The organism is Cytobacillus citreus (assembly GCF_018343665.1).
Lineage (GTDB): Bacteria > Bacillota > Bacilli > Bacillales > Cytobacillaceae > Cytobacillus > Cytobacillus citreus.
In genome coordinates this window covers 342,996-364,388 of the sequence record NZ_JAGYPM010000001.1, presented here as the reverse complement: position 1 = coordinate 364,388, position 21,393 = coordinate 342,996, and the positions used below count along the sequence as shown (strand labels likewise).

The 21,393-nt window shown below is 36.6% G+C and carries 20 protein-coding genes; 10 read left to right on the top strand and 10 right to left on the bottom strand.

Features of this window, described 5'->3' with window-relative positions; all coding sequences use genetic code 11:
• Positions 1 to 643: 643 nt before the first annotated feature.
• Complete coding sequence (locus KHA94_RS01885) at positions 644 to 4,999, top strand: S8 family peptidase (protein ID WP_249365267.1); 4,356 nt, start codon at positions 644 to 646, stop codon at positions 4,997 to 4,999.
• Between the two features lie 144 nt (positions 5,000 to 5,143).
• Here the strand turns inward: KHA94_RS01885 and KHA94_RS01880 are convergent, their stop codons facing one another.
• The 5 genes from KHA94_RS01880 to KHA94_RS26185 form a co-directional block, all read right to left on the bottom strand.
• A complete protein-coding gene (locus tag KHA94_RS01880; protein WP_213100457.1) occupies positions 5,144 to 5,272 on the bottom strand; it encodes a YjcZ family sporulation protein in 129 nt (42 codons plus the stop codon).
• Between the two features lie 37 nt (positions 5,273 to 5,309).
• On the bottom strand, positions 5,310 to 5,420 hold the full coding sequence (locus tag KHA94_RS01875; protein ID WP_213100456.1) for a YjcZ family sporulation protein: 111 nt from the start codon (positions 5,418 to 5,420) through the stop codon (positions 5,310 to 5,312).
• A gap of 560 nt (positions 5,421 to 5,980) precedes the next feature.
• Positions 5,981 to 7,510 (bottom strand): flotillin family protein, encoded by a 1,530-nt coding sequence (locus tag KHA94_RS01870; protein ID WP_213100455.1) that lies wholly within the window; start codon positions 7,508 to 7,510, stop codon positions 5,981 to 5,983.
• 15 nt (positions 7,511 to 7,525) lie between these two features.
• Positions 7,526 to 8,050 (bottom strand): NfeD family protein, encoded by a 525-nt coding sequence (locus KHA94_RS01865; RefSeq protein ID WP_213100454.1) that lies wholly within the window; start codon positions 8,048 to 8,050, stop codon positions 7,526 to 7,528.
• 2 nt (positions 8,051 to 8,052) lie between these two features.
• Positions 8,053 to 8,187 carry a hypothetical protein gene (locus tag KHA94_RS26185; protein WP_275950851.1) on the bottom strand — a complete coding sequence of 45 codons (135 nt, stop codon included), beginning with the start codon at positions 8,185 to 8,187 and terminating at the stop codon, positions 8,053 to 8,055.
• A gap of 224 nt (positions 8,188 to 8,411) precedes the next feature.
• On the opposite strand from KHA94_RS26185, the gene KHA94_RS01860 reads away from it, so the two are divergent.
• The gene (locus KHA94_RS01860) at positions 8,412 to 8,717 is read left to right on the top strand and encodes a hypothetical protein (protein WP_213100453.1); all 306 of its coding nucleotides are present in this window, start codon (positions 8,412 to 8,414) and stop codon (positions 8,715 to 8,717) included.
• Between the two features lie 413 nt (positions 8,718 to 9,130).
• Here KHA94_RS01860 and KHA94_RS01855 read toward each other — a convergent pair whose 3' ends face one another.
• The gene (locus KHA94_RS01855) at positions 9,131 to 9,865 is read right to left on the bottom strand and encodes a protein-glutamine gamma-glutamyltransferase (protein WP_213100452.1); all 735 of its coding nucleotides are present in this window, start codon (positions 9,863 to 9,865) and stop codon (positions 9,131 to 9,133) included.
• Positions 9,866 to 10,049: 184 nt separating this feature from the next.
• Between KHA94_RS01855 and KHA94_RS01850 the strand changes: the two genes are divergently transcribed.
• The 3 genes from KHA94_RS01850 (at position 10,050) to KHA94_RS01840 (ending at position 11,165) form a co-directional block, all read left to right on the top strand.
• On the top strand, positions 10,050 to 10,286 hold the full coding sequence (locus KHA94_RS01850) for a helix-turn-helix domain-containing protein (protein WP_213101255.1): 237 nt from the start codon (positions 10,050 to 10,052) through the stop codon (positions 10,284 to 10,286).
• A 156-nt stretch (positions 10,287 to 10,442) separates the two neighbouring features.
• Positions 10,443 to 10,808, top strand: coding sequence for a hypothetical protein (locus KHA94_RS01845; RefSeq protein WP_213100451.1), 366 nt, complete (start codon positions 10,443 to 10,445; stop codon positions 10,806 to 10,808).
• 162 nt (positions 10,809 to 10,970) lie between these two features.
• Entirely contained in the window at positions 10,971 to 11,165 is a 195-nt protein-coding gene (locus KHA94_RS01840; RefSeq protein WP_213100450.1) for an alpha/beta-type small acid-soluble spore protein, read from the top strand.
• Positions 11,166 to 11,312: 147 nt separating this feature from the next.
• Here the strand turns inward: KHA94_RS01840 and KHA94_RS01835 are convergent, their stop codons facing one another.
• Positions 11,313 to 12,710 carry an FMN-binding glutamate synthase family protein gene (locus tag KHA94_RS01835; RefSeq protein ID WP_213100449.1) on the bottom strand — a complete coding sequence of 466 codons (1,398 nt, stop codon included), beginning with the start codon at positions 12,708 to 12,710 and terminating at the stop codon, positions 11,313 to 11,315.
• Between the two features lie 158 nt (positions 12,711 to 12,868).
• Here KHA94_RS01835 and KHA94_RS01830 point away from each other — a divergent pair, with 158 nt between their 5' ends.
• From KHA94_RS01830 to KHA94_RS01810, 5 genes are all read left to right on the top strand, one after another.
• The gene (locus KHA94_RS01830) at positions 12,869 to 13,612 is read left to right on the top strand and encodes a YqjF family protein (RefSeq protein ID WP_213100448.1); all 744 of its coding nucleotides are present in this window, start codon (positions 12,869 to 12,871) and stop codon (positions 13,610 to 13,612) included.
• Positions 13,613 to 13,852: 240 nt separating this feature from the next.
• The gene (locus tag KHA94_RS01825) at positions 13,853 to 15,391 is read left to right on the top strand and encodes a spore germination protein (protein WP_213101254.1); all 1,539 of its coding nucleotides are present in this window, start codon (positions 13,853 to 13,855) and stop codon (positions 15,389 to 15,391) included.
• 28 nt (positions 15,392 to 15,419) lie between these two features.
• Positions 15,420 to 16,631, top strand: a complete 1,212-nt coding sequence (locus KHA94_RS01820; RefSeq protein ID WP_213100447.1) for a Ger(x)C family spore germination protein — start codon at positions 15,420 to 15,422, stop codon at positions 16,629 to 16,631.
• Positions 16,631 to 16,852 (top strand): hypothetical protein, encoded by a 222-nt coding sequence (locus tag KHA94_RS01815; RefSeq protein WP_213100446.1) that lies wholly within the window; start codon positions 16,631 to 16,633, stop codon positions 16,850 to 16,852. The genes KHA94_RS01820 and KHA94_RS01815 overlap by 1 nt, the downstream gene beginning before the upstream one ends.
• Before the next feature lie 176 nt (positions 16,853 to 17,028).
• On the top strand, positions 17,029 to 18,150 hold the full coding sequence (locus KHA94_RS01810) for a GerAB/ArcD/ProY family transporter (protein ID WP_213100445.1): 1,122 nt from the start codon (positions 17,029 to 17,031) through the stop codon (positions 18,148 to 18,150).
• Positions 18,151 to 18,318: 168 nt separating this feature from the next.
• On the opposite strand, the gene KHA94_RS01805 is transcribed toward KHA94_RS01810, so the two are convergent.
• The 3 genes from KHA94_RS01805 to KHA94_RS01795 form a co-directional block, all read right to left on the bottom strand.
• Positions 18,319 to 19,458: an amidohydrolase gene (locus KHA94_RS01805; protein ID WP_338030678.1), complete on the bottom strand. Its 1,140-nt coding sequence runs from the start codon at positions 19,456 to 19,458 to the stop codon at positions 18,319 to 18,321.
• A gap of 361 nt (positions 19,459 to 19,819) precedes the next feature.
• Positions 19,820 to 20,254, bottom strand: a complete 435-nt coding sequence (locus tag KHA94_RS01800; RefSeq protein WP_213100443.1) for a hypothetical protein — start codon at positions 20,252 to 20,254, stop codon at positions 19,820 to 19,822.
• A gap of 75 nt (positions 20,255 to 20,329) precedes the next feature.
• Positions 20,330 to 21,307: an amidase domain-containing protein gene (locus KHA94_RS01795; protein ID WP_213100442.1), complete on the bottom strand. Its 978-nt coding sequence runs from the start codon at positions 21,305 to 21,307 to the stop codon at positions 20,330 to 20,332.
• Positions 21,308 to 21,393 lie beyond the last annotated feature (86 nt).

The window sequence follows — 21,393 nt, the reverse complement described above, 5'->3', positions numbered from 1 at the left end:
ATATTGTCTACAATAGCAATCATTAGAAATAGTTACCAGTACCATTTTTCCTTTTATTCGTGCTGGTATAAGGTGTCTATTTCTATCTTCCTATACATGCTTGGAATGTAGGAAAATGGAATCTTTTTCTGTAAATTTTGGTAAATAATCCTTTAAGTCTGTTACTTTTATCATTTTACTTATTATTCTATATTTTTAAAAAAGTTACATAACTTTTTTACTATTTCTATTTAATAATTTTTAATGAATTTTTTATTAGATCAAAAGACTTAGGGTCTAAAGATCTCTTCCATTTTCACCATGAGACTTTAATGAAAAAATGCCTCTCCATTCCTTCTTCTTATTTTTTCCAGAATTGTTATTCAATTAATAATTTTCTTTCGTAAATAGAGTATTTTTAGCTAAGAGATTGATATATTCCTGAATCTTTTAGACTATATGACTTTTTCACTTCTAATTCATTCCTATCATTTTAATCTAATACACTTTTTCTTCGTGAATATTCGACAACCTTCTCTTTTTTCATTAGTTAAAGTTTCTATTAACAAAGGGGTTACTTTTTACCCTAACTGGAGGTGGTTATTTTCTAACAATGGATACCATTAATTGTCTGTATTTATTAAACTGATGAGGAGGAATTTTTTTGAAGAAAAAAAGAAAAGCAAGATTCCGTTGGCTGCCTATCATGTTGATCGCATTTTTGATTCTCCCACTCATGTTTCCAAATATGGGGCATGCAGAAACAAATGGTTCACCGCACACCTCTTTAAAAAAATCATCACCTGAATCAACCAAAAACAAAATTAGCAGCAAATTACAAGATGAATTCGATAAGCAAGATCAAGTTACTTTCTTAATTAAATTTAAGGAACAAGCTGATCCTGCAGCTGCAGCAAAAAATGCTGAAAAAAATGCATTAAATCAAAACCTTACTCCCGCAAAAACAAAATACATGAAGCGATCAGCAGTCCTTTCTTCACTTAGATCAGCTGCTATTGAAACACAAGGCTCTGTAGCAGATTTCCTCCAAAAGCAGGAAAAAGAAGGTAAGGCAAAAGATATTCAATCCTTCTATATTGTCAATGCTATTGCAGTTACTGCAACGAAAGATGTTATGGAACAAGTAGCTGCCTACCCTGAGGTTGAAAAAGTACTTCCAAACGAAATTAGACAACTTCATACCCCAGTGAAAGTTGATGAAAAATCATCTATGCAGCTTGGAAAAGAACCTAAAGCTAATACAAACTCGATTGAATGGAATATCGAACGAGTTGGTGCTCCAGCTGTTTGGGCAATGGGTATTGATGGATCAGGTACAGTTGTAGCTTCTATTGATACAGGTGTACAGTGGGATCATCCAGCATTGAAAGAAAAATATCGCGGCTATAATCCAGCCAATCCAAATTCTCCTTCACATGAATTCAACTGGTTCGATGCTACTGCAGGAAGAGCAGCAGCATATGACGATCTTGGTCATGGAACACATGTAACAGGAACAATGGTCGGTTCTGAGCCAGATGGTGCTAACCAAATCGGGGTAGCTCCTGGTGCAAAATGGATTGCTGTGAAAGCGTTTACAGCTAATGGCGGAACTGATAGAGACCTACTTGCTGCAGGCGAATGGATTTTAGCACCAAAGGATGCTGCTGGAAATCCTCATCCTGAAAAAGCACCAGATGTTGTTAATAACTCTTGGGGTGGAGGTCCAGGTCTTGATGAATGGTATCGTCCAATGGTTCAAGCTTGGAAGGCTGCCGAAATCTTTCCAGAATTCTCTGCTGGAAACACTAGAGCAGGAAATCCTGGTGGACCAGGCTCCATTGCCAACCCTGCTAACTACCCAGAGTCCTTTGCTACAGGTGCAACTGATATAAATAATGGATTAGGAAACTTCTCACTTCAAGGCCCATCACCATATGGAGAAATCAAACCTGATATCGCTGCACCAGGTGTAAATATTCGTTCATCTGTCCCTGGAAGCAACTATGAAGGCGGCTGGAATGGTACTTCAATGGCCGGACCACATGTTTCTGCAGTTGCAGCTATGCTTCGCCAAGTTGACTCCAGCCTAACCGTGGATGAAATCGAAGAGATTTTAATGGCAACAGCTACACCGTTAACTAATGGAACATATCCTGAATCACCAAATAATGGCTTCGGATCTGGTCTTGTTAATGCTTTCGATGCTGTTTCATCTGTTATTTCCGGTCTTGGAAAAATCAAAGGCCAAGTGGCAAAAGAAGGAAATGATAGTGAAGCTCCACTAGTGGAACACAATGCACCTCAGGAAACATACGCAGGAATGGACCTGCCTCTAGAATTGAAGGCAACTGACAATGTTAGTGTATTGAATGTTGTCCTCGAATACTTAAAAGCAGACGGCAGCTGGACTGCTGTTCAAGCAAATAGAATGTCTGGAGATTACCGAGATGGAACCTATGAGGCTGTAATCCCTGGAGATGATATTGCTGTTCCATCTTTATCATACAAATGGAAAGTCAATGATTTCGGAGGAAACGAAGTTGTAACAGATACGTACAGAATTTCCGTAAAGCCTGGAATCACAATCGGATATACTCAAGATTTTGAATCTAATCCAACTGGTTGGACATCATATGGGGAAAATAACAGCTGGCAATGGGGAGTTCCAACTTCGGGACCTGAAAATGCCTTTTCTGGAGAAAAAGTATTTGCTACGAATCTTTCAGGAAATTATGACAGCAGAGCAAACATGACTTTACTAATGCCTCCGATTGACCTGCCAGAGGGTAATGCATACTTACAATTTAAACAATGGCATAACCTTGAAAGAAATTATGATTTTGGTCATGTCTTCGTTTCAACTGATATGGTAAATTGGACGCAAAAGCTTCGAGTTCATGATATTTCTTCTGGCTGGATAGATGGCCAAGTAGATTTAAGCGAATATGCGGGCCAAAGAATCTATGTTAGTTTTAACGTAACAACTGATGGTTCTGTAGTTAGACCAGGCTGGTATATTGATGATGTTAAGTTGGCCAGCACTCCTCTTCAGGCTTCTAATAAAGCACAGCTTGGCATCACAAAACCAGATACTGCTACAAATGACTCTAAAGACACTTTAAAGGATGAAAAAGTAGATCCAAACAAAATTGTACCTGCGAAGGATGCAATCGTGAAGGATGAAGGCAGCCAAAAGCAGCCTGCACCTGCTCTACTACCATTAACAGCTGAAGTAAGTATTTTAGAATCTGGCAGATCTGTATTCACAAAGCCTCAAGATGGAACATATGAATTTACACATGCGGCTGGAAACTTCACTGTTCAGGCGGAAGCATACGGCTATCGTTCACAATCTCAGACAGTAAATATTCCGCAAGATGGTGAAGTTACTGCTAACTTTGTACTCGAAGAAATTCCTCAAGGAGCAGTTACTGGTACCGTTACAAACAAGGCTACTGGTCAACCAATTACAAACGCTACACTTCTTTTAGTTGAGGATGCAGCTGTTCAACCGGTAGAAACAAATGCAAACGGCGAATATTCATTAACAGCTTATGAAGGCACCTATACATTAAAAGTAATGGCACCGTCTTACTATAATCAAGAAATCGAAATTACAATTAGTGAAGGCTCAATAGAACAAAATGTACAGTTAAAGCCATTTATTGGATACCCTGGTGAAATTGGCTATGATGACGGAACAGCCGAAAATGCACGTGCATTCTACGATGCCGGCAATGGCTGGGCTGTTAAAATGTCGCTGGCAGCAGGACATAAAAACGCCATGGTTACAGGTGGATTATTCCGTTTCTGGGATACTGAATGGCCAGTTCCAGGCGGTACTGCATTCAAGGTTGAAGTATATGATGCAAGCGGTCCAGATGGAGCACCTGGTAAGAAACTTGCCGGACCATTTGATGCAACCGCTCTAAGAAACGGTGAATGGACACATGTTGATCTAAGCGAACACGGTATCATGGTAAACGGTGATTTTTACATGGTTTACATCCAAAGTGCACCAAATCCAAATGCACCAGGACTTGGAACAGATGAAGATGGAACAAACGCGAAGCGAAGCTGGCAGCTTGTCGGAGGAGCTTGGTCCCCATCACCTGTGGCAGAAGGAAACTATATGATCCGTTCCACAGTTAATTATGAAGTTACAGCACCAGTTATTACTTCACCTAAAGACGGATCTTATACTAATGAAGGAAAAGTAACGGTTGAAGGTACCTCGACACCTAAGACAACGATTAAGCTCTTCAATAATGGTGAAGAAATTGCCACTACAGAAACAACTGAAGCGGGAACCTTCTCTGCTGAGGTTACATTAACAGAAGAGGAGAATATCTTAACTGCAAAAGTGACTACAGATTTAGGATCAACTGATGCTTCTAATCCTGTAAAAGTCATTTTCGACCAAACGAATCCTGAGCTAGAAATTACCTCACCAGAAGATAAGTCTAAAACGAACAAGGAAACAGTAACAGTTGAAGGAACTGTTTCTGACGAGCATTTAGACTCTGTTAAAGTAAATGGACAAAATGCAAATATTAAAGATGGCAAATTCTCTCTTCGTATCATTCTAAATGAAGGTGAAAACATTATCTCAGTTGTAGCTCAAGATAAAGCTGGAAATAAAGTGGAGAAAGCAGTAACAATTCATGCTACCTACACAGCCCCAGCAATTGAAAATCTTGTTCCAACAGAAGATAAAGAACTTAAGAAGGGTGAGTCTGTAAAAATTGAATTTGACAGCGCGCCTGGTCTCAAAGCAACCTTTGCAATTAGAATGCCATTAACAAATGCTGGAGATCTTGCTAATGCAACAGAGCTCCCTATGACGGAAACTGCTCCGGGACATTATGTAGGCTACTATACAGTCACTTCAAATGTAAAATCTGCTGGAGCTGAGATTGAAGTAAAAGTAACTGATGATTTCGGCAATGAAACACGTAAAGTCGCTGAAGGAAAACTGTATCTTAACGAAAAGAAAAAGAAGGAAAAAACTAACTAAGACGACAATAAAAACGAAGCTGAAAACCGAGATAGTCTTATTAAGTAATCTGCGATAGGCCCATTTTTCCCATAATGGGTCTGTTTTTTTAACTTAAAAGAAAAAAGCAGGAAAGCTTTCCCTCCTGCTTCAATGATTAATTATCTAAAAACTAAAACAAGCTGCGCCTACGATAATAAGAAGAATAAACAATACAACAATTAACGCAAAACCTCCGCCAAAGCCGCATGCTCCGAAACCGTAGCCGCCATAACCATAGCCGCCGAACCCCATAATCCTATTCCTCCTAACATTTTAAAATTTTGTACTACTAAAAACCGTATCCACCGTAACCCCAAGATGCGCCAATGATGATTAACAAGATAAATAATACAACTAGTAGAGCGAAACCTCCACCTATTCCGCAGCATCCATCTGACATATCCAAATACCTCCTTTGTTTGGTTCTATATATCCTATTCAATAAAGGTAGATTGTGCGATAGACGAACACACAATTTTTGGGTTCTTTCATTAGTACAAGCTTCTTAAGAAAAGCGCAAGTGTCTTCGGAACAATCCGTTTCTCTAACTCAAAAAAGTTTTAATGTTTTATTTTAATGGCCATGTTAAACTTCCCTGTTGATTTCCACTGCAGGCACTAAAGCGTGGCAGGCGATATGGAAGCCTCCTCGTCGCTATCGCTTCTGCGGGGCTCCTTTTGACTCGCTTCTCCCGCAGGATATTGAATTAGATTCCTTGAATTATCAATCTTGTACTCAATGCCAGATTGCATCAATGCAGGCCAAGAAAAGCGAGTGTATGCCCATTCTGAATCAAGAAGATGGCACCTGTTTCATAAAACTTGGTTAATTGTTACTTGTAAAAAAAAGAAATTACAGTAAGCGTGTTTGAGTTACTCTAAAACTTGAAAAAAGTATTTGACATTGTACGCTATACAATAAAAAAAGGCGCCAATCATAGATTTGGCGCCTTTCAAAGGTTTATTCGTCTTTTCCTTCTATTTCTTTCTTATCCTTTAATTCATTTGTTAGCTCGTTTATACTTTGACGAATATTACCTTTTCCAGAGAAATTTTCTAATAACTCCTTCAAGTCAATGCCAGAAGATGCTTTTAAGCTTTCCTGCATCGTTGACATAAGATTCGTTGCATAGCCAGTTATTTTATTTGCTCCGCCATTTGCTCCATCACTGCCAGTATCGACCACTGTAATCTTATCAATATTAGAAAGCGGGCTTGCCACTTGCTTCGCATATTCTGGAAGCATTTTCAAGACCATATCCATGATGGCTGCTTGGCCATATTGTTCAAATGCTTCTGCAATTTTCCTCTTCGCCTCAGCTTCCGCAAGACCTTTTAGACGAATGATATCAGCTTCTGATTCCCCTTGTGCACGCTGAGATTCTGCATTCGCTAAACCATCCACTCTAACTCTCTCTGCCTCTGCACGAGCTTGAGACTCGATACGATATTTGTTAGCATCCGCTTCTGCAAATTGCTTCTTCTTTTCCGCTTCAGCTGCCTGCTCAACAGCATAACGATCAGCATCCGCCTTCTTCTTTACTTCAGAATCATATTGACGTTCTCTTCTTAATATCTCTTTTTCCTCTAATTCAATTTGCTTTTGACGCTCAATAATTTTAATTTGCATTTCCTGCTCAGTTACTTCCTGTTTGGAACGCGCCGTTTCGAGATCATAGGCTTGGTCAGCACGAGCCTTTGCGACATCTTGCTCTCTGCGATAATCCGCTATTTTCATTTGGTTTTCTTTCTCTGCTTCTGCAATTTCTGTTGCTCTTTCAAGCTCAGCCTTTTGCGCATCCTTATCAGCTTCAGCACGTTTAATGCGCGTTTCTTTCTCTGCTTCAGCAGTAGCAATATCTGCATCCCGTTTCACTTGGGCAATTCTTGGTTTACCTAATGAATCTAAATAACCGTTTTTATCACGAACATCTTTAATGGTAAATGAAACGATGATAAGTCCCATTTTTGCCAGATCTTGAGATGCAACCCTTTGAACCTCTTGAGAAAATTTATCCCTATTCTTGTAGATTTCTTCAACTGTCATTGAACCTAATATCGATCTCAAATGACCCTCGAGTACCTCTTTCGCTTCATTTTCTCGGTCTTCCTTCGATTTTCCAAGAAATTGTTCAGCCGCAGTTGCAATTTCCCCGATTGAGCCGCCAATTTTAATAATGGCTGTTCCATCCGCCATAACTGGAACACCTTGCTCTGTATAAACTTCTGGTGTAGAAACTTCTAGTTTACTAGATAATAAGCTTAAAGGTTCCGCTTGCTGGAATACAGGCAGGACAAACGTACCTCCACCGCGAATAATTTTTATTTTGTTGCCAGATTCATCTACATGTACATTTTTACTTCCTAAATAGCTGCCTGTTACGATTAAAGCCTCGTCGGGTCCTGCCGTTTTATACTTTGTAATAAAGACACCCAATAAAGCAATTAATAAAAATGCAACAATTCCTATCACTATCCATATTGTGAGCATATACTCTCCTCCAATCTAAAATTGGCTATGTGGCACCACATATAGAACTCCATCCCTAACATCGATCACAAGAACTTTTTTACCTTCCTCAATCTCTTTATTTTCAAAACTAGCAGCTGGCTTAGAAATCCTTCCGCTAATACTCTCAATCAAAACCTCACCAAATCCATTCTCAGGTATCGGGATGATGACCACAGCTATTCTTCCTTTTAAAGAATCCTCCGTATATACAAGTGATTCTTCTGCATTTGCTAATGGTATAAGAACAAAAACATTAAGTAAGGTGTCTAATATCAATGAGGCAATGCTAGAGATGACAATAATAAGTACACTGCTGAGACCAGTGAAAGCTTCGAGTAAATAGCCTATGGCAGACATAAAGGTTAAAAAAGCAAGAACTAGTACAGGATTAAGAAATCCCGTCGCTTCTGATATTCCCTCAACAACATCTCCTAAAAATAGGTAAATGATTATTAAACTTCCTGAGATGATTAGCGTATATAGATAAATGGTCTGAATTGGAATTCCGAATAATTCCATCGCTAACCAATCCTTTTCCTCAAATTGTAAATAATAAAGTTTGAATTCACTTTTTGATTACATTCATCAATATAAAATAGCTTTTTAACATACTGAATCCCATTACTTGATATCCATCTTTTTTCAATGGCACTCACCTATCTTCCCCCCTTATTAGAATTCTTTTATTTCTGCCACAATATATTTACGATCGAAATGATAAAATGTTTCAAATTTTAAATATTTTATATCAAATTATTTTTCACCTAAATATTGTTAATAAACAGCCTCTTTCTGTCATTTATTTCAATATTTGTGCATACGATACTCAAAGATTAAATAAGAAAGGCATTAATATTTTGGGAGGTAGTAAGGAGTTGCTATGACAAGGTCAGAAAAGCATATCGAAAGACAAAGGCCTTCTTTCAAAAAAAGGTTATTCATTTTCTTTTTCATTTGTATTTCTACTTTTGCCGTATTATCTTTTTATTTAAAAAGCACCATTAAAATAGAGGCTCCCCCAAAAGACCTTGGACAAAAAATTATCATTCAACTTCCATCTGGAGATCATATATATACTTACGAAAATTTAATTGTAAAAGAAAATGGACGGCTTTATTACAAAGGAGATAGGAGCACACTTGACTTAACAGGTGGGATTATACTTTATGAAGAATGGGATGATTAAAAAAGGATTAATTTATACTTTGTCTACACTCTGAAAGCTCTGCACAATAATGCAGAGCTTTTCCGTACTATGATTATTAACAACATCCATAAGGATATGGTGGAAAATAAGGATAAGGCTGATAAAGTGGATAATAGGGGTACCCGAAACCACCGCCAAGAGCTGCACCTAAATCCAGACCCAAATGGACGAATCCTTTCATCATTTTCATGAATTGCATAAGGCATAAAATTTATATCCAATTTCTAACCTCCTCCTTATTTTTCATGATATTATTAACACCCATTAAATAGTAGGTAAGCATTAGTCTATATGGATGAGTATTAACCTAGAAAGAGGTAACTTTGTCAATTCATCAAAATTTTATGACTTCAGTATAGATGTTAAATAAAAATTATTATCGGTTCGATCCATTAAAACAATGTCTGTCTTGCAAACTGTGATAAGTAGCGAGTATTTAACCTGCTATACTGTGAAATTAAATAAGCTGATCTTGTTGCGTTTTTTTTTCTTAATTTGTTTAATTCTTGAATCATCCCTTCTTCGGTCCTAATCCCTATCCCATGACCAAAATATAACCCATTTCCCAAATAAACCGTATTCTCTCCGCTCCACACAGGATGATCATAATCAGGGTTATAAAAATATACGACATCTCCTGGAATAAAATCTCTACCTTCCTTAGTGATGATGCCTAAATCTTTATCATAGTTCCAATCCCAAACAAGAAGACGTTGAAATAGCATATTGAAATAGCTTGTTGAAATCGAATTGAGCACAGCTTTATAATAAATAATTACAATAGCAGTCGTACATTCAAATGCATATTCCTTACCATTTTCAAAAATATCCTTTATTGCATCTGAAGGTAATACAGAAGGGTCAAGTAAATAACCATATCTAATTTTCTTCCATATACGAGGGTTAAATTTAGATGTCACAAATGGGGCAAATGCTACTTGGCTTTCATTAAGTTTTCTTGCAGCTAAGATAATGTTTTCCCTTAATTGTAAATCAAATAGAAATTCATGAAGAGAATGATATCGGTGAACTTCCGGGCTATCCTCTAAGGCGATAAAAATCTCTCTTTGAACCCCATGAAACCGATTTACAGTTGGCTTCGCCCCAAAATCTTCTATATAAATCATTCTTCTCCCTACTTCCAATACGTTCTTAGTTTACCTTATGGGTTTTCTTGTAGGTGTGTTCCATTTTCCTATACTTAACTTTTCGTTATCCAATATTTAGTACTAACAATTTACTTTACAAAAGGAGCCCTTCAGTGCTAAGTTTAAAAAAAATGTGATTTTCCAAGGGGGTATGAGTATGCGAATGAATAAAGAAATAATTAAATTCATACGAAAAAGTTATGAGATGAATCAACGTGATTTCGCAAAGATTGTCAGTTGTAGTTTCTCACTTATCGCCTTAGTAGAAGTCGGGAAAAGAAGGGTAACAGCCAATCTAGAAAATAAAATAAAAACAGCTTTTGATTTAGATGATCAACAGCTACAATCAATCGCTTCTCTCGTATCAGAAATCAGTAAAGGAGTACCACCCTTTATGTAAAAAGGCGTTTTCGTCTCTCTTTTACGTTTATACATATTCACCATTTCACCTTCTATCGCATAACCATGGCTTAGTTAGGCTATGGCCGTGTCACTCCGCAGCAGCCTACATAGATTATAGGGAAACATTACCATTGAATAAAAGAGATTTGTCCCTATGTATCCTAATGATTTTTATTATGGATTAGCTCCACAACATTTCGGATCTTACATGCCATCACAGGTCACTGACCCACATGAGCAAAATGATCTTTACAGGCAACAACCGCAACAGGTTCGGGAATTGGAAAGAAGGGTTAACACCCTTGAGAGGCAAAATGAAGAGCAGATTACAGGACTAACGAGATTAAATAATGAAATTCGAAGGCTAAATCGTGAAATTATCCGAATAAATCAGGAAATAAACAGATTAAATCAAAATGATGAACGCACTTTTAGAAGATTAAATCGACTAAATCAAAGACTAAGAACAGTTGAAAACCGATTAACAATCCCATTTCATGCTACAGAAGATGGCTTTTGATCTGACCAATATAGAGCCATTCTATCATATTGAAAGATAATCTTTCTCCAGGAAATCATTATATATTAACTATTTGAATCAATCTTCTCATAATCGGTTATGTTAAATCCGAGCAATTGAATAATAAATTGCTCAAAATAATCGTGGTGGGAGTGATGTATCATGGCAAGAAACAAACTTTTAGTACCCGGTGCTGAAAATGTTCTAGATCAAATGAAGAATGAAATTGCGGGTGAGTTTGGAGTTCAACTTGGTGCTGATACAACCGCACGAGCAAATGGTTCTGTCGGAGGCGAAATGACGAAACGTCTAGTTGCCATGGGACAGGAACAGCTAAAAAATCAGCAGGGAAAGTAAGCTGATTTTTGTGAAGGGGACCTTATTCGAGGGTCCCCTTTCCACATTTAAGAATAAAGTTTTTTTCATTAAATTGAGTAATGCCTAACTCCACAAGGGGAGGCTTGTCCGTATATATACCGCACGACCAAAGGGGCTTGTGCTTTTCTAAATTTCCCGAGGCTCAAATGAGAATGGAATTCCAATCATTCTTGCAGTCAATTCATCATTAGAAACTAAATCCTTTTTAGACAACTCCTTTAATGAGAGTTTCCCCATTGCTCTTAAAGCCATTTTCATTTCTTCAGTACTAGAGGTTAAGAATTTTTCAGCCGTTTTTACTCCAGTTTCTTTATCAAATTGATCCTTGAATTTCCCTTGATTCCAAACAACTTGTGTTGGCGGTTCAAAAGGGAGGGCATTTAATACTTGATGATGTGAAACAACAAATAACATAGCAGAACCAACATAAACTGCATCAGCACCAAGGGCAAGAACCTTTAAAAAATGTCCAGGTGTAAATAAACCGCCTGAAGCGATTAAACTAATTTGCCCTTTCATTTTCCTCTTTTCTAAATGTTTATTAGCTCGGAAAATAGCATGCAAAGTAGGAATTCCAAAGTCATCAGAAAGAATAGGCGCAGCTCCATGTGTCGCCGCTTGTCCTCCATCAATTGCTATATAATCAACACCTGTCTCAATTACATGGTCAATGTCTTCTTCAATTTTTCCCCCTGCCCCCATTTTTACTCCAATGGGTACTCCTCCAGATATTTTTCGAAGCTCATCCACAAGTCCTTTTAAATCCTTTAATGTTTGATTTTCAAAAAAATTATCATAAATTACAGCAGTTTCATTTTCTTTGAGACCCATGATTTCACGAGCACGACCTGTTAAATTATCTGGAGAAATTCTTCCGCCTACAGCAAATAATGCACCTTGCCCAAGCTTAATTTCAATTGCATTTGCCCGCTTAAATAAATTTTCTTCTTTTGACCATTCTGTTTTGGAAAACTGAACAATATAATTCCCTGCTGCATTTAATTCTTCTGGCATGATTCCTCCTTCTCCTGAATTAATGGCTGTACCTGTGTTATTCGCTGCCTCTGCCAAAGAAAGCCTTACTTCCTCGCTAAGTGCAATCCCATAGGCCATTCCACTTATCATAAGTGGGATTTTTATATTCATTGGCTTTTTTGCTTTTGGTCCAATTGTTACCTTCACATCTACATCTTCATCACCACTAATAGCAAATGGTGTTGTTTGTGCAGGAATAAATGTAATCGGGTCTAAATGGGGCCATTTTTTAGATGAACCAAGTGGACGATGAAGGACATCTCCACTTTCTGCCCGCAAGCTATTTTCTAATATATTTTGAATACCTATATGTCGGAGACCCGGCATTAACTCCATAATATTTTCTTGATAACTGTCGGTTAAAATAATTTTCCCCATCTTTTTTACGATTTTTTTCATTATCCAACGCCAGCCAACAAGTGTAAATAAAAGAACGACAAATATTATTACAATCATCGCAAAAGTAATATATGCTAAAATGTTTGTCATATTTCTTCTCCAATAGCTTTTGAATTAATGATTTTAACACTCCTTATTATTTCCTAAAAAGTAAAGTTATACTATCCAATAGATTTCCCCACAGTATTAATTTTTCATTTGAAGAAAAGACTATAGAAAATGTGGAAAATGAAAAGGAGATCATTTTAATGAAATTAATAAATGATACCGCTCACCGCCCTTTTCTATTAACTTCAGAAAACTGGATAATGCGTCAGACTTGGCGAAATTTACTGTTTGTTCATTGGCCAATTTCTCCAGAAACAATTCGTGAGCATATTCATCCTTCTTTGCAAATTGACACCTTTAACGGAGTAGCTTGGCTGGGTATCGTAGTATTTGAATTGGAAGGTATCTATCCACGTGGTTTTCCGCCTATATCCATACTTCCACCATTTCCAGAAATCAATGTACGCACATATGTTCAATACAATGGAAAACCTGGAGTTTATTTCTTGTCCCTTGATGTTAGCGACTGGGCGTCCTACACATTAGCAAAAAGATGGTTTCACTTGCCTTATCACTCTGCGAATATTTCTATTAAACAAAAAGACCTTAGTTTTCATTTCGAAAGTATACGAAAAAAAAGCAAAATATATCCTATTCTTTGTAAAGGAACATTTTCTCCTCTTCCAGAGGTTTATTTTCCGAAAGAAGGAACGCTGGATCATTGGCTTACGGAAAGATATTGTCTATTTAGTACAAATAATAAAGGAAGAATCTTTTGCGGTGAAATACATCATCGTCCCTGGCCCTTACAAAAAGCTAATTCAGAAATTTATAAGAATAACCTGTTTTCTCCATTTAAAATTGACCTTTCTGGAGTACAACCAATCTCTCACTTCTCAAAAGGTGTTGATTCCCTTATTTGGAATATTAGAAAAGCTTATTAGCAGATATTTAATTGAAAACACACGTTACTTTAGTGCGTTAATAAACTTAAACTTACCTATTACCTAAAAAAATCATCCATGTAGATGAAATTACTCGATATTACTTCCACCAAACCATATTTAGGTCATCCTGTATAAAATATCCTAAATGAAGAATCATAGAAATAGGAGTTCGATTCATCCATAAAAAATTGGGGGAACACAAGTGTGATTCGTAATATAAAAAAATTATTATGGAATATGAATGAAAAGCATAAACAAATTCAAAAGAATCTCCAAGAACCTAAGTCAGAGAGTTCCCTTCATTTAAGTTATCACCAAAATATCGAAGCACTTCGTTCCGTCTACAATAATTGTTCAGATGTCATTTTTCGAGAATTTTTACTTCTAGGAAAAAAGAAAGCAATGATTATTTATATGGAAGGTCTTTCTGACACTATGGGAATCGAGAAACATGTACTTTCCCCTCTAATGCAAGAAACTAAAAATGAATCACTAACAGTTAATGAAATGATTGAACACAAACTAATAATCTCAAATTGGAATTCAGTATATTCCTTGCCTGAGTGCATTGAATCAATATCCTCTGGGAATCCAATTCTTCTTTGTGAAGGAGAAAATGTCGGTTTTTCTTTAGGATTATCCAAATGGGAAAAACGCAGTATAGAAGAACCAGAGGCTGAAGTATCGATAAGAGGACCACGTGAAGGATTTATTGAATCAATTAGGGTTAATATCTCATTATTAAGAAGAATTATTAAAAGTCCTGCACTTAAAATCAAAACCATGAAAATAGGAACTTATACACAAACGACCATAGCACTTGCGTATGTTGAAGGTATAGCCGATAAGACTCTTATTGAAGAAGTTACGAATAGGCTTAATCGGATTAACATCGATGGAATCTTAGATAGTGAGTATATTGAAGAAATGATTGAGGACAACCCCTACTCACCTTTTCCTCAAATCTTGTCAACTGAGAGACCTGATATTGCTTGTGCAAATTTACTAGAGGGACGGCTAGTCATTTTAGTGGAGGGTTCCCCTTTTACTTTAATTGCTCCAATCTCGTTTTTTTCATTACTCCAAGCACAGGAAGATTATTATCAACGCTTTATGATAAGCACTTTTATTCGTTGGCTGCGCTATGTATTCCTTGGAGTTTCTCTTTTGCTTCCTTCTTTTTACGTAGCTGTTACAACATTTCATCAAGAAATGGTGCCAAGCGCACTGCTTCTGAGTATAGCAGCCGCCAGGGAATTCGTCCCTTTTCCAGCTATAATAGAGGTTCTGCTCATGGAAATTACTTTTGAAGCGTTGCGTGAGGCAGGAGTTCGATTACCAAGACAGGTCGGAGCCGCTGTCAGCATAGTAGGGGCATTAGTAATTGGTCAAGCTGCCGTACAAGCTGGATTGGTTTCCGCACCGATGGTCATTGTTGTAGCGATAACCGGAATTGCTTCTTTTATGATTCCTCGCTATGTAGCTGGAATAGCTATTAGATTAATCCGTTTTCCAATTATTTTTCTTGCCGGGACTTTAGGATTACTTGGAATTATGCTGGGAATTCTTGCAATTGTTATTCACCTATGCAGTTTACGTTCCTTCGGTGAGCCATATTTAGCACCACTTGCGCCTTTAAAAACAAAGGAATTGAAAGATATGCTTTGGAGATCCCCATTATGGATGATGGATACTCGGCCTCACTTAACTGGTGAGGCCAACCTATATAAACAAACCTCTGATCAGAAACCTGGTCCAAATAAAGGAGGAGATTAGGAAAATTAGCGAAAGTAGGGAATCAATAATGCCTAAAAGGAGAAGTCATTTCATTAAAAAATTTCTTATTTTCATCTCCTTTATTGGATCAATATTCTTATTAAGTGGTTGTTGGGACCGGTGGGAAACTAATGACATCGCTATTGTAACGGCAACTGCAATTGATAAAAAGGGAGATAATCAAATTGAACTAAGCCTCCAGATCTTTATACCTAAAGCATTTGGTATGAGCAGTAGTCCAAGCGGAGGAGCTGGTGGAGGAGCTGTCAAGGAGCTTACTTTTGTCATTTCTCAAAAAGGAGTCAACATGGCAGATGCACTCTCGAAGCTCCAAGCCGAACTGCCTCGTAAAATCTTTTGGGGTCAATGTAAGGTGTTTATTTTTGGCGAAAAGATTGCAAAAGAAGGAATACAAGATCATTTAGATTTCCTTCTCCGTCATCCACAGCCAAGAGAAAGAGCATATATGTTTGTTAGTAAAGGAAAAGCAAAACATATTCTTGAACTTCAATCAAGACTTGAAAGAAGTTCAGCGGAAACAATGAGAGAGCTAGTTGATTTAGAGATTGGATTGAAAGTCACTTTAAAAGATTTGAACGAAATGCTAACTAGCGAAGCCCAAGCTGCTGCCCTTCCATACCTTAAGACCATGACAGAAAAAGGGAAAAAGAAGTCCTTTCAATTCCCTAAGATTTTTGGATCAGCCGTAATTAAAAAAGATCAAATGGTTGGATATATTTCTCAAAGGGAAACGAGAGGAATCCTATGGATAAGGGATGAAATAAAGAGTTACACCGTCACCTTTGAACCTGAAGAAAAAAAGGGGAATATCTCTTTAAATCCAGTAACCGCCAAGGTGGATTTGATTCCACAAATTAATGGTGTAAACTGGAGCATGCTTGTAAAAATCCAAACTGAAGGCACTGTCATACAAAACAATTCGAGCTTAGACACTTCAAATTTAAGTAATTTAAAAGTAGTTGAAAAAGCATTTCAAGATGGTATAAGAAAACGAGTCGAATTTGTAATTGAGAAAGTACAGAATGAACTGAGAGCTGATATTCTCGGTTTTGCTAAGGAATTTCATCGAGAATATCCGAAACAGTGGAGGAAAGTAGAAAACCGGTGGGATGAAGTGTTTCCAAAGGTAAAAATAAAATACGATATTAAAGCTCATATTCGCAAAGAAGGATATATTAATAAGCCAATGAAATTTAGAATTGAAGAGGAGAAAGAATAATGAAATGGGGGAACTTTCTTGCTACAGCTTTTATCATTTTGATCATCATTTTGTTGCAATGGCCAAAAATGAAACAAAAGCCAAAAAAGGAGAAAAGTGCATTCATCGTGCTCCTTCTCATCGGGTTATTCCTGTCTATGTTCGATCTTCCTTATATAGGTGGGCCAGCTAAGTGGATTGAATATGTCTTCAATCCATTCGGGGAAATTTTAGAAAAATGATTTTATTGCGATAAGAAGGAGAATGATTTTCATTATGATGGAAAGCGTCAAGTTTTCATCCCTGCAGATGGCGATGTTAATATGCCTAGCAATTATCGCTTCCGCAATCCTTTCAGTACCTAGTATCACTGCAAATTTTGCCAAACAAGATCTATGGCTCAAAAAGGAGATAGCTTATGAAGACTGTCAAAATTTCTTCCCTTCAGATGGCCATGTTAATGTACCCAACGATTGTGGCTACCGCTATTCTTTCAGTACCAAATTTAACAGCAACTTATGCCAATCAGGACCTTTGGATTTCTCCTATTTTTGCGTCCATTATAGGATTTTTAACAGTCTTTATTTCTGTCCGGTTACACAAGCTTTACCCGGAGAAAACAGTTATTCAATTTAGTGAACAGATTATTGGTCGAATTCCAGGAAAGATCCTCGGACTTGCCTTCTTATTTTTCTATATCCAATCTACTGGAGGGATTACTAGATCTTACGCCGAATTTATCGTTAGCTCTTTTCTTTTTCAAACACCGATAATTGTTGTAATTGTTTCAATGGTGCTCCTTTGTGCTTTTGCCGTTTATGGAGGTTTAGAGGTACTAGGGCGAATAACGCAGGTGCTTTTCCCGCTTTTTTTCGTACCACTCTTTTTATTGATTATATTATTGAGCCCAGAATATGAGTTTAGTAATATTTTTCCAATTTTAGAAAGAGGGCTCCTTCCTCCTATCAAGGGTGCCGTAGTGCCAGGCGGATGGTTCTCAGAATTTTTTATCACTATTTTTTTACTGCCTTTTTTAGCTGATAAGAAAAAAGGCAGTAAATACGGGATATTAACAGTTTTTGCTGTAATGATTACATTAGTTGTTGTGAACTTAATTGTTTTGTTTATATTAGGAAATACTACTTCTTCAAAGACTTACCCACTGATGAATATTAGCCGGTATATTAGTATTGCTGATTTTTTTGAAAATCTTGAATCAGTCACAATGGCTATTTGGATTTTAGGAACATTTGTAAAGATTTCAGTGTTTTTCTATGTGGTTGTTTTAGGTACAGCTCAGTGGCTAAATATTGAGGATTATCGGCCACTTGTCTGGCCTATTGGAATTTTGATCGTAGAATTTAGTTTTTGGGCAGTCCCTAGTTCAATGGCCTTTATTCATTATGAAATCACAGCATTCCCTTTTTATTCGGTTACTATTCAAACGATTATTCCCCTGTTTTTATTAGGAATTGCGTTTTTCAGAAATAAAAATAGAAATAGAAATAAAAAGAAGGAAACAAATTCAGTCTATAAATAATTTGGTTTTTCTTATCTAATGAATTTTTGCAGTCAGCCTAATAAGAATGCAATACCTACTAGTAGGGTGAAGACCTCCTTGTGTAAATAATGGAGGTCTTTAAAAGCGGTTTATTAACAATTAATAACTGAATGAAAATACTAATTATGTATATCTTGAATTCTAATTTTACCATTGCTCCTGATCTGCTTCTAACAAAAGGCTTGTTAATATTTTCGTTCCGTACACTAACGCTTCTTGATTAAAATTCATTTTTGGATGATGAAGGCCAGGCTTTAAATCACATCCTAAACCGATCATTGTAGCTGAAATTTCCGGTTTTTTTAACGAATAAAAATGGAAATCTTCCGCCCCTGGTGAAGGACATTCTTGAACATAATTTTCTTCCCCAAGGATAGAAATAATGGCTTTTTTCCCAAGCTCCATTGCTTTAGGATTGCGTACAGCTGCGGGTGAATATTCCCCAAGACTAGACTCAATTACTGTTTCTGTCAGTTCAGAAATTTTTTGTATCGTTTGTTCTGCTTTCAATATAAGCTTGTTCATCGTTTCATTCGTTTCAGCTCTTAAATCGAATGTAAAATGAACTGTTTCCGGAATTAAATTCGATGCCTCTCCACCGTGCAGCTCTGTTATTTTAATAGAGTATTTATGAGCATCCTTCAATTGGATCTGGCGAATAGCCTGAATTAAAAAGGCAGCTGCTTCAAGCGGGTTATTTCCTTCCTCTGGTCTTGCCGCATGTGCTGGAACACCCTTTATTACCCCTTGAATAATTGCCGTAGATCCATGAAGGATAACAGGTGCTGCCTTTTGAAAAGGAATTTCTAAAGCTGGTCGTACATGAATCCCTCCAAGAAATTTTACATTTTCTAATGCACCTGCTTCAATCATTTTCAGTGCACCTTCCGCTTTCTCTTCAGCAGGCTGGAAAATAACACGAAAAGTATGTTTAAACGAGTGCTCCGAATTCGCAATTGCGAGCGCTGTAAAAAGGGCCATAGTACTATGTCCATCATGACCACATGAATGATTTGCACGAACCTCGCCATCGACTTCCTGAACTAAGGCATCCATATCTGCACGTAGGGCGATGACATCATTTAATTCTCCTTTCATCTCTACAACCAAACCAAAATGTTCTTCATACGTTTTTACACTTAACCCTGCTCGTATTAGTTTCTCACGAATATAGGCAGATGTTTTTTCCTCTTGCCAGCTTGGCTCTGCAAGCTGATGAAGCTCTTGATACGTTTGTAGAATTTGTTCTCGGTTATGTTCAATAAATTGAATAAGATCTTTTTTCACTATGTATATCCCCTTTGCAGAAAAAATTTTGATCATTTCGATTTAAATATTCAATAATTATATAACAACTTCGATTTGGAATGTCAATTTTTCAACGGTTTAGTATTTGGCATAAATTATGGAATAATATGGTGAAAGCTACAGTAGTGATTGTGAATATCATTCGACTTTTCGAAGAGAAGGGCAGAATTTAATGAAAAAGTAGAAAAAGCTGCAAGCCATAAATTGTTTGCAGCTTTTTTCTCTTTATAAGCCAGAAGACTATATTAATGTTTGTAGTGAAATAACCTAATAGTTTTTGAGTAAAGCTACACAACGGATGATAGTGGAGAAAACGCAGTACATGTGCTAATAGGTCTTTTTAACGCTTGTAAAAATTAGGAATCACCAACAGTCGCTTTTTCTTTTTTAATTGTATTGTATCCTGAAGTTCATTTTGACCTTCTTTCCAAGAGATAGATAAACTATATGTTTCCTTTTCTGAAGGTGGGGAACCATACGTTACAAATTCAAAAGATTCATTTTCACTAAGTATCTCAACTTTGTTTTCTTCAAAGTCAGCAGCTACTTGTGTACCTATTTTATACTCCACTGAAGTAACATTAACTTCATATTCACCTCTCCATATCAATCTTCCCATCCAAGTATCTTTAGGGGATTTTTCAGGTGTATATTCAACATTCCATTTCCCATCACTGCTTGTACCTTTAAGGATAGGCGGTTGAAAATAAGAGTAAATGAACCAAATTAATAACATAGAGATAAAAATGCTTAGTCCTACTATTATTTTTCTCACATAACCACTACCTGACCTTGTTTATTATCACTTCTATAAGAATTATTTGTTGCAGTCGAATAATACAGAATATTATTAGAATTTTATTACTCTGAAACTATCAGCAGTAATATTATTAATAGATTTGTTTAAAGTATCATTTGTATGACCAGATAAATAAATAGTCCCATTTGCTTTTTTAGTGACAATCATTGAATGAAACCATCTTCCATCACTTGACCTCTTTAACTGGACTACATCTCCAAGATTTGCATTATTTATAATACTGGTTTTCGAGGAAGACACTACGGTAGCTTGAGTTCTGCTCCAATATGAATAAAAGTCAACAACTCTAATCCAAGATGTAGATTCTCTATAACCGTAATTATAGGCAGGCAAAGAATATCTTTCACTATACCAATAAGAAGTTGTTTCCAAAATACCTCCAGGTCTTACAGTTGGTTTCGTCATTGATTTTCCACCAGCAAATACTGCTTGGGAAACGAAATTTGTACAATCTAGAGTATGCCTATTGTATTGGGAGTTTCTTTTGTTATACCATTCAACTGCATAATTGACTGCTGCTGTTCGATTATATGTTGACTCCAATTGATACACATGAGGATGGGCTGCTTTGTAATCTTGTATTTCCTTTTCTACTAGCATTTCTTCAGAAGCTATTTCTTTTTTTATATCACCAACAGATTTATTTTGCAACTGGCTTAAATCTATTTCCTTGATTTCTTCTTCACTTGCAATAAGTTCAGATTGTTGCTTTTCAACTTCATGAACATATTCTGATGCATAAAAAAGTATTAAATCATATTTTGGATGTTTTGCTAACTCTTCATCCTTATCCTCAATTAATACAGAAATCAAATACTCCAAAAATTCTGAAGAACCCAATTCATAATTGATATCGTTTTCTTGAAAATAATCAAATAAAATCTCCTGAATTTCACCAATAGTATACTCATTTTCGAGTTTACTCACTACTTCATTAGCTGATACTTGTCCAACGCTAAATGTAGAGTACAACAGAATGGAAAATAAAAACACTAATACTTTTCTCAAATTATTCACTCCTATAGGAAATTTTATAGAACACTTTCATTATACCAATTAAATTACTATTTTGTTATAAATTTACTAAAAACGTA